The sequence below is a fragment of the Daejeonella rubra genome, from assembly GCF_900103545.1.
Classification (GTDB): Bacteria; Bacteroidota; Bacteroidia; order Sphingobacteriales; family Sphingobacteriaceae; genus Daejeonella; species Daejeonella rubra.
Genome location: NZ_FNHH01000032.1, coordinates 32,943 through 47,621 on the forward strand (window position 1 = coordinate 32,943; position 14,679 = coordinate 47,621).

At 37.7% G+C, this 14,679-nt stretch carries 12 protein-coding genes and 1 tRNA gene; 9 read left to right on the plus strand and 4 right to left on the minus strand.

Features of this window, described 5'->3' with window-relative positions; all coding sequences use genetic code 11:
* The first annotated feature begins 51 nt into the window (after positions 1-51).
* A tRNA-Cys gene (locus BLR27_RS16340) sits at positions 52-122 on the plus strand.
* A 25-nt stretch (positions 123-147) separates the two neighbouring features.
* Positions 148-330 (plus strand): spore protein, encoded by a 183-nt coding sequence (locus BLR27_RS16345; protein ID WP_090706669.1) that lies wholly within the window; start codon positions 148-150, stop codon positions 328-330.
* A 196-nt stretch (positions 331-526) separates the two neighbouring features.
* Here the strand turns inward: BLR27_RS16345 and BLR27_RS16355 are convergent, their stop codons facing one another.
* On the minus strand, positions 527-1,546 hold the full coding sequence (locus BLR27_RS16355) for a quinone-dependent dihydroorotate dehydrogenase (protein WP_090706673.1): 1,020 nt from the start codon (positions 1,544-1,546) through the stop codon (positions 527-529).
* A gap of 211 nt (positions 1,547-1,757) precedes the next feature.
* On the opposite strand from BLR27_RS16355, the gene BLR27_RS16360 reads away from it, so the two are divergent.
* Positions 1,758-2,507 carry a methyltransferase family protein gene (locus BLR27_RS16360; RefSeq protein ID WP_090706674.1) on the plus strand — a complete coding sequence of 250 codons (750 nt, stop codon included), beginning with the start codon at positions 1,758-1,760 and terminating at the stop codon, positions 2,505-2,507.
* Positions 2,508-2,532: 25 nt separating this feature from the next.
* On the opposite strand, the gene BLR27_RS16365 is transcribed toward BLR27_RS16360, so the two are convergent.
* Together BLR27_RS16365 and BLR27_RS16370 are read right to left on the minus strand one after the other, a co-directional pair.
* Positions 2,533-4,977, minus strand: coding sequence for an AsmA family protein (locus tag BLR27_RS16365; protein WP_090706676.1), 2,445 nt, complete (start codon positions 4,975-4,977; stop codon positions 2,533-2,535).
* 244 nt (positions 4,978-5,221) lie between these two features.
* A complete protein-coding gene (locus BLR27_RS16370; protein ID WP_143007772.1) occupies positions 5,222-5,929 on the minus strand; it encodes a hypothetical protein in 708 nt (235 codons plus the stop codon).
* Positions 5,930-6,100: 171 nt separating this feature from the next.
* On the opposite strand from BLR27_RS16370, the gene BLR27_RS16375 reads away from it, so the two are divergent.
* From BLR27_RS16375 to BLR27_RS16385, 3 genes are all read left to right on the plus strand, one after another.
* Positions 6,101-8,020, plus strand: coding sequence for an ABC-F family ATP-binding cassette domain-containing protein (locus BLR27_RS16375; protein WP_090706679.1), 1,920 nt, complete (start codon positions 6,101-6,103; stop codon positions 8,018-8,020).
* A 45-nt stretch (positions 8,021-8,065) separates the two neighbouring features.
* Complete coding sequence (locus tag BLR27_RS16380) at positions 8,066-9,361, plus strand: type IX secretion system plug protein (RefSeq protein WP_090706681.1); 1,296 nt, start codon at positions 8,066-8,068, stop codon at positions 9,359-9,361.
* Positions 9,362-9,835: 474 nt separating this feature from the next.
* Positions 9,836-10,366: an acyl-CoA thioesterase gene (locus BLR27_RS16385; RefSeq protein WP_090706695.1), complete on the plus strand. Its 531-nt coding sequence runs from the start codon at positions 9,836-9,838 to the stop codon at positions 10,364-10,366.
* Between the two features lie 167 nt (positions 10,367-10,533).
* On the opposite strand, the gene BLR27_RS16390 is transcribed toward BLR27_RS16385, so the two are convergent.
* Positions 10,534-10,938: an EVE domain-containing protein gene (locus BLR27_RS16390; RefSeq protein ID WP_090706683.1), complete on the minus strand. Its 405-nt coding sequence runs from the start codon at positions 10,936-10,938 to the stop codon at positions 10,534-10,536.
* 78 nt (positions 10,939-11,016) lie between these two features.
* On the opposite strand from BLR27_RS16390, the gene BLR27_RS16395 reads away from it, so the two are divergent.
* The 3 genes from BLR27_RS16395 (at position 11,017) to BLR27_RS16405 (ending at position 14,284) form a co-directional block, all read left to right on the plus strand.
* Complete coding sequence (locus tag BLR27_RS16395; RefSeq protein WP_221406367.1) at positions 11,017-11,913, plus strand: GIY-YIG nuclease family protein; 897 nt, start codon at positions 11,017-11,019, stop codon at positions 11,911-11,913.
* Between the two features lie 414 nt (positions 11,914-12,327).
* A complete protein-coding gene (locus BLR27_RS16400; RefSeq protein ID WP_090706684.1) occupies positions 12,328-13,575 on the plus strand; it encodes an MBL fold metallo-hydrolase in 1,248 nt (415 codons plus the stop codon).
* A gap of 10 nt (positions 13,576-13,585) precedes the next feature.
* On the plus strand, positions 13,586-14,284 hold the full coding sequence (locus BLR27_RS16405) for a hypothetical protein (RefSeq protein WP_090706686.1): 699 nt from the start codon (positions 13,586-13,588) through the stop codon (positions 14,282-14,284).
* Positions 14,285-14,679: the final 395 nt, after the last annotated feature.

Here is a 14,679-nt window from a genome sequence, read left to right on the forward strand (position 1 = left end):
AATTTGTTGGGTAGCAATTATAATTTGCTACTTTTGCATTCCTTTACAGAAGGTCGGGTGGCCGAGTGGCTAGGCAGAGGTCTGCAAAACCTTTTACAGCGGTTCGAATCCGCTCCTGACCTCATTAAAAAAATTAAATTTAAAACCATGGGTGTTACACGTTTAAAAAGAAAAGACAGAAAAAATAAAACCACTTCACGTTTAGAGGTTCAATTTTTAAAACTAGGCCGCGATATTGAGATCGGTAGCCGTTCTGCAGAATCTGCTAAAAGTCAGGTAAGCAAAAACAATGCAGTTTTGGCTGCCATTGAGTCTGCTGCAAAGAAATAATAGTTTTTTGTTAAAGAATTCAATCCTGATCAGTTATGGTCAGGATTTTTTTTTGCCTCATGCTGAAGGAATCAATAACCGAATCAGATTCAAATTTGCGGATTTATCAACAGATCTCTCAGTGCGTCATTTTATTTTTAAAACTAAATATGCTTCGCATGTTCGGGATGATGATAATTCTTGCAGTATTTTTGATCTATAACAAGCCTTTAAGTATCCTTTTGATCAAACCGGGGCCTTCATAGATAAAACCCGTGTAGATCTGAATCAGAGATGCACCTGCTTTGATCTTTTCAATGGCATCTTCAGGAGAGTGAATTCCGCCTACTCCTATGATCACAAAAGATCGGTTTGAATGTTCCGACAGATAACGAATAACTTCAGTTGAGCGCCTGGTTAAAGGCTTTCCACTTAATCCGCCGCTTTCCCCTTTCAGATTCTCTGGTGAAAGCAAATCATCGCGCGAGATCGTAGTATTGGTGGCAATGACCCCGGCGATCATTGTTTCCTTTACGATCTCAATAATATCATCTAACTGTGAATTCGTCAGATCCGGAGCTATTTTAAGCAAAATAGGCCTCGAAATATCATTCTTCTTATTTCGCTGCTGCAGCGTATTCAAAATATGTTTTAGAGGTTCCTTTTCCTGCAATTCACGCAATCCCGGTGTGTTGGGAGAACTCACATTTACCACAAAATAATCTACCACATCAAATAAACGGTCAAAACACTTGATATAATCACTTACAGCATCTTCATTGGGAGTAAGCTTGTTCTTGCCTATATTACCTCCAATGATCAATCCCTTTCTGTCCAGCTGCTTTAAACGTGCTGCAACAACGTCAACCCCCTGATTATTAAAACCCATCCGGTTTATTAATGCATTATCCTGAGGTAAACGAAACATCCTCGGTTTTTCATTACCTGGTTGTGGCAAGGGAGTCACCGTTCCAATCTCAATGAAACCAAACCCGAATTCAGCGAGCTCCTCAATCATTGAAGCATTTTTATCGAAACCTGCAGCCAAGCCCAGAGGATTCTTAAACTTTAAGCCCATCACCTCTCTCTCAAGTCGTTTATCCTCAAATTGATAAAGATTTTTCAACATTGACTTTACACCCCAGATCCGGTTTGCTCTCCGTAACCCTCCGGTAACTACATAATGAATATTTTCCGGGTCAAATTGAAATAACAGGGGTTTAATCAGCTCGTACATACAGCAAAGTTACAGGTTTGATTTATATTTTTTTTTCTGAGCCTTTGTAATAATCAGACCCGATGTTGCCAATTGTTTGTTTATCAATACCATACAGCATGAAATTATAGAAAAATCGAGCTAAACCTTGTTGTGGAGCCAATTACATGATTGATATTTATAATTTTAATATTTACATTACGTTATCATTAATTTTATCGGAGAACATTAAATGGCCTTAACTGAGCAAATGGAAAGTCAGGGCAACTGGCTATTTAAGTACCGTGGCATTTTACCACTGATCATTTTCGCAATTGGAATAGTCTTGTTTTTTAAAAACGAATCGAATCCTGAAAACTGGATCCTCCAGGACAAGCTGCAGGAGAGTTTCTATGAACTAGCCTGTCTGCTGGTTGCTTTTATTGGATTTTTTATTCGTGTATATACCGTTGGCTTCAGTCGCCCGAATACATCCGGCAGAAACACGGAACATCAGGTTGCTGATGTATTAAATACCACTGGAATCTATTCCATCATGAGAAACCCTCTTTATGTAGGCAATTTTTTCATGTGGCTGGGTATTGCCATGCTAACTGGTAATTTCTGGTTTATTATTGCCTTTACCCTCTTTTATTTTTTATACTACGAACGTATAATTTTCACAGAAGAGCAGTTCTTAAAGAATAAATTCGGACATAACTATTTAGAATGGGCCAGAAAAACACCGATCATTGTTCCAAAGTTCAGTTCTTTCAAAAAAACAGCTTATAGCTTTAACTGGAAGAAAGTACTTCGTCAGGAAAAAAACGGACTTGCAGCACTCCTCATCATATTCTGCCTTTTCGATATTGCCGGAGAAATGGTAAAAGAGCAAAGGAACTTTAATGAAGCCCTATATATTGCAGGAGCAACTTCAATTGTTATCTATTTCATATTGAAATTCATCAAGTACAATACAAAGCTGCTACAGGATCCTCATTAGGAGATCAGACCGAAGGTTTGCCGAATTAATTCATATCGCTAAGCCTATCCGGTGTGCTTTTTCCCAGACGGAACTTCAATTGACCATCCTCGTCTTCAATGGCCCTAAGGTTAATTACGATTCCCTTTTGTGTTCGTTCCCTTTTCTGACCCGACTTATCAAGCAATTCGTCTTTTCGCGGATCTCTTAAGGGTATTTTCATAGCCATTCTGGTTCCCTTACCGAAGCTGTAAATACCTTCAAGAAATATTTTAAGTACACTCGAACTGATCTCCATTGGAGGAATAATAACACGATCACCCCGGATAGTGAGTGTATTTTTGAGGTTCAGGAAGCTGATATTAGAAAAATCCCTGTTTGGAAAGGCAAATGCACCCACTTTCTTCATAGGTTCAAAGTTGACAAGTGCTCCATTGCGGATATCAAAATTCACCGTGCCCCTGAATGAACGTGGGACAATTTTACCATTATCATACATCGAACCGGAAATGGAGGTTCCACCATAAAATGTCCCTCTTAAATTTTTGTCTGTAATGGCAGACTGCCCGAAATTATCAAAAGCATGGAACAGGTTCTGTACATTGACATTTGTGATCCTTGAATTCACATTAAAGCGGTTCAATGATCCGCTTTGGTCTATATCACCACTAATGTTCAAACTTCCCCCACCCTGATTAAGAGTTAGTCTGTTTATCAGGATCCCGGACTGTTTAAGGGTAATATTAGTTCTTAGATCAGAACCCCTGAAATTTTTATAAACTACCCTGTCTACATCAATATCCATATTCATACTGGCCTGCTCCAGCATTCTTTCCAAATTTTCAGACATAGTCAGAACTGATTTTTTAGACTTAGAGGAGTAATTCGACCCGGATTTACGCTTCCCTAAAAAGACCATAAATTCATTTAAATTAACATTCGGACTTTTAACTTTCCAGTCAATCAGGATTTTTTGTGGGTCGGTATAATAAAAGTTTGAAAAATTCTTCAGCACTGCTTCCATATTCAGGGAAGTCGTTCCGCTTTTAACCTTCAGGTTCTGCAAATACAGATCTTCCCCCCGGAAATTCATCACTAAGCGGATATCATTAAACTGTAAATTCCGTGGTTTATAACTGGCTTGTCCATTCTGCACTTTAACAGTCCCATGAATATAACGCTTTCCGCTATCGAGCTGATTGAATGGCGCTTTGTAAACCAGATCCAGATCTGCAGATCCCTCATTAAACTGAAATGTATTGCCACCAAATATCTTATTGAGTTGGGAAAGCGGGAATCCAGCCTTAAATTTCCCGGTAAATATGGGATCCCTGAGGTCAGTGATCTGTATTGAATCGGCCTTGAATGGAATATCATAGAACTTACCGTCCATATTATAAAATGCAATCATAGAATTTGGGTCCTTTCGTGGTTGCCCCTTTATCCATTCATTGGTATAGATTCCGGTAAAACTGCAATCTGTAATGCTCTCTCCTCCCTTACTCATGGTATTATCCTTTGCCGTAAAATTTACCCGGATCAAAGGATCACCACCCCGCTTTAATTTCCCATCCAGAACAGCACTGATCTCAAACGGTCCCTGAAAATCATAAGGTTTTAATTTTGAAATGATATGTGAAGAAAGTAAACTCTTTGCATCATTAAACAAAATGGAAGGCGCTTGTATTTCTATCAGATAATCAGATGATTTAGGTGAAAAATTGAGTTTTCCGGATAGATAAAGCTGATCCTTATCGATCCTGATCTTTTGCAATGGTATATTCAACAGACCGTTTTTCTTATCATAACTCATATCAATATCAAGGTCGACCAGCTTATTCTTGAGGAAGCTTCCTCTTTTGATGTTGAATGCAAAAAAATCAACTTTCGTCTGCATTTTTAATTCTCCCTTCCATCCCTCCATCCCATGCTTAATACTACCCTTGAAATTCCTGATATTGAACTTGAAAAACTTATTTTTCAGTTTGTCATCGATAGTTAATTCAACATTGTTTAAATATACACGACTGATCTTTTTACTTATCCCCCCTCCCTTATCGCTTGAAGGAGCTTTCTTTTTAAATATGTCGGTGTTCCGAACACCATTACTATCTGTTAGCAGGTAGATTTCAGCATCATTAATCCTGATGTCCTTTATACTTGCCGAACCTGAAAGAATTGAAAACGCATTAATTGCCACGTAAACTTTTTTCGCCCGCAGCAGATCATGTTTATGAATATCCCATAAGCTATCTCTGAGCAGAACATTTTCCAGAGAAACTGAAATTCCCGGAAATCCGCGTATAAGCGAAGGTTCCATACTCTTGATACTGAGCTTGCCATTGAGGTCTTCATTAAGCTGTGAAATAATTGTATTGAGTATTTGTTCCTTATGTGTGAAGACATAGGATGCAAGTACTGCCCAGGCTATCAGGAAAAGGCTGAAAATGCCCCCTCCCAGATATAAAGATATTTTTAACCAGCGCGACATTATTTGAATTTGAATTTCATAATTTGAAGATTACATAAATACTTATGATACCATTCAATACAAACAAAAGATGAGCCAGTAATATAACTTCCTGAACCAATTGGCATTGAACCTTAATTCTGGAGTACTAAAACTACATTTATTGTCAGATCAAGCTGTCACCGAACTAAGAATAAAATTTTAAGCATAAAAAAAGAGACTGCTTTTAAATACAGTCTCTTTCCATAAAATTTTAACGATTTAATTAATCTTCAAAATCGCAATCGGCAAATACATTCAGGTTTGCTTTTAACTTAGCGTACAATTCAGCATTTGAGGTACTGGAGATCACAATTACTCCGTTCGATTTTACAGCTCCACTCAAATCAGCGGAAACAACATTCGTAAGAAACTTATTCAGCTGAATATTTATTAAACCTATATAATCGTTTGTGCCACTGACAACAAGGTTTTCTGCTTCAACCTCTGCTTCAAAGTCTTCGTTGAAGTAAAACTCAACCGGAATTTTATTACCACTCCCGTCAGTATATAAGCCCTTTAACGTCAGCGGAATATTAGAATTAGCTGATTTCCTTAATACAAGTTTTAATTCCACCTCTTCATAAGTTGCGTCTGGAAGACTAATACTTCCCAAAACCGGACTCAGATTAAACAGGTCAACATTAAAAGCTTGTTTTAGTTCATACTCAATTTTGGCACTCTTGCTTTCTGCTTCAAAATCAATTTCACTGACATTTACATTTCCGGAAGTCCATGTTAAACTTGAGTTTGAATTAACAGCAATAATTAAACCGCTCCCTGAAGTTGTCGGACCAATAGAAGCTGTAAAATTAGATGGCTTAACTTTATAAGCAAGCTTACCATCTCCGGTCGAATTATCTTTGGTACATGATGTCAGGAACAGTCCTGCTGCCAGTATCACTGATCCATAACTAAATAAGTAGTTTTTCATTTTAATTGTTTTAGGTAAGATGTAAGATGTGTAATAAAATATATTCATAGATATATTTGAATACGTATTAATTTCAAATATGTTGCCATCTATGAGGACTTTATCATCCTATGGATCTTATTAACCAGTATAATTCAAATTAAATGCATAAAATCCGTACTTTTGCGGCAAATGATTGCAATAAATAACCTAACGTTCGAGATCGGTGCAAGGGCATTATACGACGAAGCGAACTGGCACATCAAACCGGGAGAAAAAATCGGTCTGATCGGTGCAAACGGAACTGGAAAAACTACACTGTTAAAAATAATTGTTGGAGACTATGCCGCTACAAGCGGAACAATCTCTATGGCAAAAGATATTAAGATAGGGTACCTGAATCAGGACCTTCTCTCTTATCAGAGCGACAAGAGCATACTGCATGTGGCTATGGAGGCTTTTGAACGCCAAAACCAGCTTCATACTGAGATAGAAGCACTTCTTAAGAAATTAGAAACGGAATATACCGATGATCTGCTTCATAAGTTAAGTGATAAACAGAATGAGTTTGAGGCACTTGATGGGTATAGCATTGAATACCGGGCACATGAGATCATGGCAGGTCTGGGCTTCAGCGAAGTAGATACTCAGCGTACCTTATCTGAATTTTCAGGAGGATGGCGCATGCGTGTGATGCTTGCCAGGATATTACTTCAGAGCCCCGATATCCTCTTGCTGGATGAGCCTACAAACCATCTGGATCTTCCATCTATCAAATGGCTTGAAACCTATTTACAGGCTTTTGAAGGTGCGATCGTTATCGTATCCCACGATAGATATTTCCTGGATAGGGTTGTTAAAAAGATCGTTGAATCAAGAAAAGGTAAACTGATCCCTTATGCCGGAAATTACAGTTTTTATGTAGAGGAAAAAGGACTAAGAGAAGAGATCCAGAGCGGACAGTTTAAAAACCAGCAGGCCAAGATCAAACAGGAAGAACGATTGATCGAGCGTTTCAGAGCTAAAGCCAGCAAAGCCAAAATGGCCCAGTCGCGGATCAAAGCACTCGAAAAAATGGAGCGCGTTGATGATGTGGATGATGACAACCCATCGGTTAACTTCAGCTTTAAATTCAGCAAGCAATCCGGAAGGCATGTTATACGCATCGAAGATATGACCAAAGCATATCCGGGTGTGCCAATTGTTAAAAATGCTACAGCAACCATTGAAAAAGGTGATAAAATAGCACTGATCGGTGCAAACGGTCGCGGTAAATCAACCGTACTTAAGATCATTGCCGGTGCAGATAAGAATAATTTTACCGGTATGTGTGAAACCGGACATAATGTAACACAAACATTTTTCGCTCAGCATCAGCTGGAAGCCCTGCATTTAGAAAACACGCTGATTCAGGAGTTACAGGCATTTGCTCCCAAGCATACTGAAACTGAGCTTCGTTCCATTTTAGGATGTTTCCTGTTTACCGGTGATGATGTATTTAAAAAGATAAAAGTCCTTTCCGGAGGAGAAAAATCAAGGGTTGCTCTTGCCAAAGCGTTAACTGCCGATGCAAACTTCCTGATCCTGGATGAGCCTACCAATCACCTGGATATTGCCTCCGTAAATATTCTGATATCTGCTTTAAATCAGTATGAAGGAACATTCATCGTGGTATCTCACGATAGGTATATGCTTGATAATGTGGCCAATAAGATCTGGTTCATTGAAGATCAGGAGATCAAAGAATATCCGGGAACTTATGCAGAATATGAAGAATGGAACTCAAAAAGAGTATATGTTCCTAAGAAAATAGCAGAAGCTCCTAAGAAAGAGGAAAAGAAAGAAGAGAAGCCGAAGGTTCAGACTGACGATAAAAGTAAAGAGATCAAAAAACTGAATCAGGAACTTCAAAAACTTGAAACCGACATCGCAGAACTCGAAAGCTCTGTCAAAGATGCCGAAGCTGAACTGAGCAGGGAGGAAGTTTATAGTGATCCTGAAAAACTATCTGAAGCAAACAGACGTTATCAACAGTTAAGTCCGCGTTTATTAAAAGCCCAGGCTGAATGGGAACGCATGGCAGAAGAAATTATGGAACTAGAGGGGAAGTAATCATCCCCTCTCCACATTTTCTACTCTGGGGCATAAAATGATCGTATGAAGAAAATATCAGTTCTTATTCCCCTTATACTGGCTTTCACTATTGGTTTTGGACAAAAAAAAGTGCGTGTTCGTGCTCCTGAGGCTCCATTCAATACTATCCGGTATGAAAACTATACCTATATCCCGGAAATAAGAACGGTTGAATTTTATAATCGTACCAAGGAACAATCCATTCCGGTATATATTCTGGGCAGCACAGAAAACCTATTATTAGGCTTCGATGATCTGCGTGCCGGCAGCAGGAATATCACCTATTCCATTGAACATTGCGATTTTGAATGGAAAAGCAGCCGGCTATCCCCTATCGATTATCTGGATGGCTTTTCTGAAGACAGGATCATCGATTACCGCAATTCATTCAATACCCTGCAAAAGTTCACCCATTATGAGCTGAGCATACCCAATCTGACCATAAAGCCCAAAATTTCAGGCAATTATCTTTTAAAAATTTATGAGGATAATGACCAGCGTAAAATACTAATCACCAAGCGGTTCTTTGTTGTTGATCCGCAAACCACCATTGCAGCCGAGATCACCCGCTCCAATAATGTGGCTGACCGCGATCAGATGCAGAAAATTAATTTTCTCATCAACCACGGACAGGTAGTGATCAACAATCCTTATACAGAAGCAAAAGTGCGGGTATTGCAGAATGGCAGACATGATAATTCACAAAGCCTGAACCGTCCCACATTCATCAGACCTAATCAATTGGTGTATAATGATATGCGGATGATGGATTTCAAGGCAGGAAATGAATTCAGACGTTTCGACCTTCGCAGTCTCCGCTTCCGGACAGAAAGAGTAGGAAAAATTGAACAGGATACGGTCAATAATGTATACCTGCTGACCGATGTCACAGAAAATAGGTCGGGTTATACCTTTATTAATGATGAAAACGGAGCCTTTTATGTCCGTAACCTTGACGGTCGGGATAACCGGACCGATGCCGATTATACTACCGTTCATTTAAGCCTGTCGGCAAAAAAACCAGCAACTAACGGAAATCTTTATGTTGTAGGCCAGTTCAATGATTACCGGCTCATCGATAAGCTGGATTATGATGAGAGCAGAAACCGCTTCAACGGATCCATATTCATAAAACAAGGACTTATAGACTATCATTATGTATGGGTAAGTGAAGACGGTAAAACCAGAGATGATGTGCTCTTTGACGGTTCACATTTCGAAACCGAGAATTACTACCAAATCTTCTTTTATTACCGTAAACCAGGTTCAAGATGGGATGAGCTGATTGGGTTTACGCAGTCCGGATCAAGTCCGGACTGACATTAAATCCCAGTAAAACTGATAATCTGTACCGGATCAAGTCCGGACTGACATAAAGCCCATATAAGCTAAAAATTTGTACCGGATCAAGTCCGGACTGACCTAAATCCCATATAAGCTGAAAATTTGTACCGGATCAAGTCCGGACTGACATAAAGCCCATATAAGCTGAAAATTTGTACCGGATCAAGTCCGGACTGACATAAATCCAAGAAAGATCTTAAACTTGGTGCGGTAACCCTTTGCGTCTTAGCGTCTTCGCGAGAAATATCTTTTTATGTAAAATCAACACGTGAAAGCTAAATTATAAAATCGGCAAAAATAGTATTTTAATAATGGTCTCGCAGAGACGCAGAGACGCTAAATTATTGATTTAAAGTAAATTATCACAAATAGTGTGTAATCCTTTGCATCGGCATGAGCTTGCCAGCCGGTATGCAGGCTAGCAATCACAAAAAGGATTATCTTTGCCGCATGAGCACAATCTTAAAAAGCCCACAGGGTTCATTCACCATCATGAATGAACTGGTACTTCCAAACGATACCAATACATTAAACAACCTGATGGGTGGCCGTCTCCTTCACTGGATGGACATTGCCGCAGCGATTTCAGCTCAAAAGCATTGCAATAATATTGTGGTTACCGCTTCAGTAGATAATGTATCCTTCAGGCATGCCATCAAACTGGGTGATGTGATCACGATCGAAGCCAAAGTTACACGCGCATTCAGCACCTCCATGGAAGTACGATTGGATGTTTGGGCCGAGAATATCCCTTCCGGGACAAGAGTACGTTCTAATGAAGCATATTACACCTTCGTGGCAATCGATGCCAATGGCAAAACAGTCCCTGTTCCGGAAATACTCCCCGAAAGCGAACCAGAAAAAAAACTGTTTGATGGAGCCCTGCGCCGCCGTCAATTACGACTTGTTCTGGCTGGAAAAATGAAAGCTCATGATGCCACAGAGTTGAAGGCGCTGTTTTTGAATCAAGAGGGATTGTGAGGGAAAGCGGAAAACTAAAAGGTAAAAGCAGAAAGCGGAAAGCAAAAAGCACAAAAGAGTAATCATCTGAAATGAAGCAGTCTTATTTAACCACCCCGATAGCTATCGGGGCTAACCAACTAACAAACCCGATAGCTATCGGGTAACTACTAACCAACTAATAAAAATCAGCTACCCAATTCCACAATCCTGTCAAACTCCTCAACCTTCATTCCCATCACAGAAAGTCGGCCCTGCTTAACCAGGCCGATATTTTGCAGGCGTGAATCTGCTTTGATCTGCTCCAGAGTAACCGGATGTTTAAGGGTTTCAACTGGCACCAGATCAACCACAACCCAATTTTTATCATCTGTCGTAGGATCCTGATAAGATTCTTTCACCACTTTGGCTATCCCTACAACTGATTTGCCTTCATTACTATGATAAAACAGAACAAGGTCGCCCTCCTTCATTTCTCTCAGGTTATTTCGGGCCTGATAATTACGCACACCATCCCAGAAGGTACGGCCATCCTGATTGAATTTATCCCAGCTGTATTTAAAAGGTTCTGACTTGACTAACCAATAGTTCATATAAATTTTCCGTTTGGGCAAAACTAAGAAATCTGAGGGATTTTTATTAAAGACTCCTTTTGTTTGAGATTTGAGGTAATGATTCTGGATAAATATTGTGCATATTTAATTAGGATAGATGTTATTGAAACAATGCATCTAAATTTAGGTGGCTATAAAAGAGACAGAAAAATGATAACGATACAAGAACTACTTTTTAATCGAGGCCTTGACGCAAAGTCGAAAATTAAACTAGTTCGACACAAGGAGAATAGCAAAGATTTATATAATCTTTATCGGACTGACAAAGCTGAATTTTTTGAGTATCAAAACTCTCAATCAAATGACGTATTTAACGGTGTTGACTATATTGTTTCATTCATTGGCGAAGAAGGATTTCAATCACGTTTTATTGGCGTTTACAAACTAACCGACAGGAAAAAGTTTGCAGACGACCATTTTGAATATCAAATGGAAGAAGTCAAAGAACAGTTTGACGACTTAAAAGAACGTGTAATTATCCGCTGGAAAAATGCAATCTCTTGGCATCAATGGATTAAAAATGAAATGGAAATAATTGAAATCCAACCTGGGCTTCATTACAAAAAATTCACTGACTATTCTGATTTCACTCTAAGCTTTAACGAATTAAAAGAAATTGTAACTGAACAATATAGCGACTGGAAAAAAATGCTTTCAGTAACAAAAGGCATTTACTTAATTAGTGACACAAAAACAGGTAAACTTTATGTTGGCTCTGCTTACGGAGAAGAAGGAATTTGGGGGCGTTGGTGTAAATACGTTTTAACGAACGGACACGGAAACAACAAAACTTTAATGGAGCTTGTTATGGATGACCCAACGCACGGAAATAATTTTCAGTTCTCAATCTTAATGTTGTTGCCACGGACCATTACTGCTGATGAAGCAATTAAAAAAGAACGACTTTTTAAAAACAAGCTCGGAACAAATTCTTTCGGACTTAACAATAACTAAATTATGAATTCACTATAAATAGTAAAACACACTGGACAGATATTAAATCTTTCTCAAGTAAAATGTTTCCTTCTATGCAATTTTCTTGGTATCGGTAAACTCAACATTATGACAGTTGAGTTTAAAGCTCGCTTTGATTATATTCAACATCCTGCGACAGGAGAGTTTGAAAAACAAGAATATAACGTAACAACTGACTTTGAATGAAATCTGTTGTTTAAACAACAGTCCGAATTAGGGGAGGGTTACATTATGGGCAAAATGAACTGTTGGGCTTCCATTTTTATTGTTATTTGCTACAGATAAATGCCTTTAATGCGCCATATACGCCAAAACAATAACCTTTAACAGCAATTCTGTGAGGAAGGGCTAAATCAAACTTTTGATTCTTTTACAAATGTCAAAACTATTCAAATGAAGGCGAAAATATATCGAGGCACAAAAGAAATTGGAGGGACTTGCGTAGAACTTACAGCAGAAAACGGAAAAATCCTTTGGGTTGACCTGGGTGCACCTCTTGACGACAAAAATCCTGACATTGGCTATGCAAACAAGAAAGTTGATGCCTTATTAATTTCCCATCCACATCAAGATCACTTTGGTTTAATGGAAAAGGTTGGAGTTGATGTTCCCATTTACATCGGTGAACTAGCCTATGATTTTATAAATACAACAAAACTATTCATAGGCCTGCCTCTATTAAAAGGGAATCACAAAAAAAATAAGCCCTGGCAAACTTTTACAATTGCTGGCACTTTCAAAATAGAATCCTTTTTAACTGATCATTCAACACCAGAGTCATTTTCGTTTATTATTGAAGCGGATGGAAAAAGAGTTTTTTATAGTGGGGACTTTAGAGCCACCGGAAGAAAAAAAATAGTTTTTGACAAAATTATTGAAGCCCCGCCTAAAGATATTGATCTGCTTTTGATTGAAGGAACTATGGTGGAGCGAGCAAACCATATTTATTTAACTGAAGAAAGTGTTGAAGAAGGAATTTATAATGTAATCAAAAAACAAAAAAATATTTCATTTGTAATTAGCTCGGCACAAAACATTGACCGTCTGGTTTCAATCATTCGGGCATGCAAAAAATCTGGAAAGAAAGTTGTGATCGATGTTTATACCTCCTGGTTATTGGATATGCTACATAAACAGTCAGGAAATGTTCCAACTATGGAATGGGAAGAAATTAGAGTCTTTGACCATCCAGGACAAATGGAAAGAATAACTGAAAAATCATTTGACGAGTTTCGTGCAAGAATACAAACAAACAGAATTGGTCCTGACATTTTTAAGAAACCTTCTGATTTTATTTATTTTGTTCGCAATCCAAATATGAAATTAGTAGATAAACTAAGAAAATACGGAAAAATAAATATAATTTATTCTCAATGGGAAGGATACTTAAAAGAAGATCATAAGCAGTATTTCACAGACAACATTAATGCTCTTAAAGTAGATAAAGATATAGTATATCACTCAATTCACACAAGCGGACACGCCACTATTCCTGACTTAATGAAGTTTGCGAAAGCAATTAATTCAAATAAAATTATCCCAATCCATACTGCTTTTCCTGAAAAATTTAAACAAGAATTCGAGAAAAATGGATTTAGTAATGTTAATCTTTGGGAAGATGGAATAGACTATCTAATTTAATCTTAATAGTATGTTTGAAGAAGAATTAAAATATTTTAAACTTGCTAAAGAACTAAACAAAAAACATCATACCTCTTTACTTGAAAATCAATTGCATTTCAGAGGTAATCTTAAATCATTTTCAATTGTTTCTGTCAGTCAAAAATCACCAGAATGCGGCAAAAGCGGATTAATATCTAAAGAGCAAGCAGAAAAGCACCTAAATGTCTCCCCTAAACATTGGCTAAAAAATCCAGGTCGAAAAACTGAAGAAAAGAATTTACAAGCATTTATTATCAATCATTCCTTAAACAACAATGGAATTTTACCCTTTGGAGACTTCGAATTTGTAACTTCTGAAATGGTTTTAAAATTGTCAAATGGTAAAAAAATTATTAACGATATCCTTGCGATTGATTCCGATAACAAACTGGCAATCATTGAATTAAAATCTATAAGAAATAATAAGGTTAAACAACAAGCAATTGAATTTGAAAAAAAGGTTAGACTTGATACAACCCCATTAATAAAAGAACTTGTTAAAATAATTACCGGCAAAACGTGGAATGGAAATATAAGGAAAATTGCCGTTTGGCAAGCTCCAAAATCACAAAGACCAATTTTGTCAAATAACCTTTTAGACGAGGTTGAATTATACAATTACGTATTTGATGGTGAAAGAACAAACGAATACGTAATAATGGATAAGGTAACTTTTGCAAAAGAATAAAATTGTCATTAATATGCGGATGCTACTGAAATACCATAATAATTCTATTTAAATGCCAACGATAATAAATAATTAAAAAAATACACCCGACACGCGTGCACTAGCAAATGTTTTGAACCTATTTTTTGATAAGCCGCAATCGCAGCCCCTTAACCAAAAAATATTTCTTTTCCTTAAACACATCCCAGATAAACATATTAAACATAGTTTTATGTACGTCAATTTTTACATAATTAAGTACATTAAGAATTATCTTCAGGTTAATAACATCTGAAAAAGCACCTTTTGACCAAAAAAGAAGAGGCTGTCTCGAAACACAATTCGAGATGGCCTTTTTTATTTAATAAATATATTAATCTCTTTGCTGAGTTTTCCGTTTCTGGCGGACAATTGAA

Coding starts and splice junctions, on each gene's coding strand:
- BLR27_RS16380 (WP_090706681.1), top strand. CDS start 8,066: ATGAAGAAAATATCAGTTCTTATTCCCCTTATACTGGCTTTCACTATT.
- BLR27_RS16355 (WP_090706673.1), bottom strand. CDS start 1,546: ATGTACGAGCTGATTAAACCCCTGTTATTTCAATTTGACCCGGAAAAT.
- BLR27_RS16400 (WP_090706684.1), top strand. CDS start 12,328: ATGAAGGCGAAAATATATCGAGGCACAAAAGAAATTGGAGGGACTTGC.
- BLR27_RS16395 (WP_221406367.1), top strand. CDS start 11,017: ATGATTCTGGATAAATATTGTGCATATTTAATTAGGATAGATGTTATT.
- BLR27_RS16390 (WP_090706683.1), bottom strand. CDS start 10,938: ATGAACTATTGGTTAGTCAAGTCAGAACCTTTTAAATACAGCTGGGAT.
- BLR27_RS16375 (WP_090706679.1), top strand. CDS start 6,101: ATGATTGCAATAAATAACCTAACGTTCGAGATCGGTGCAAGGGCATTA.
- BLR27_RS16370 (WP_143007772.1), bottom strand. CDS start 5,929: ATGAAAAACTACTTATTTAGTTATGGATCAGTGATACTGGCAGCAGGA.
- BLR27_RS16385 (WP_090706695.1), top strand. CDS start 9,836: ATGAGCACAATCTTAAAAAGCCCACAGGGTTCATTCACCATCATGAAT.
- BLR27_RS16365 (WP_090706676.1), bottom strand. CDS start 4,977: ATGTCGCGCTGGTTAAAAATATCTTTATATCTGGGAGGGGGCATTTTC.
- BLR27_RS16360 (WP_090706674.1), top strand. CDS start 1,758: ATGGCCTTAACTGAGCAAATGGAAAGTCAGGGCAACTGGCTATTTAAG.
- BLR27_RS16405 (WP_090706686.1), top strand. CDS start 13,586: ATGTTTGAAGAAGAATTAAAATATTTTAAACTTGCTAAAGAACTAAAC.
- BLR27_RS16345 (WP_090706669.1), top strand. CDS start 148: ATGGGTGTTACACGTTTAAAAAGAAAAGACAGAAAAAATAAAACCACT.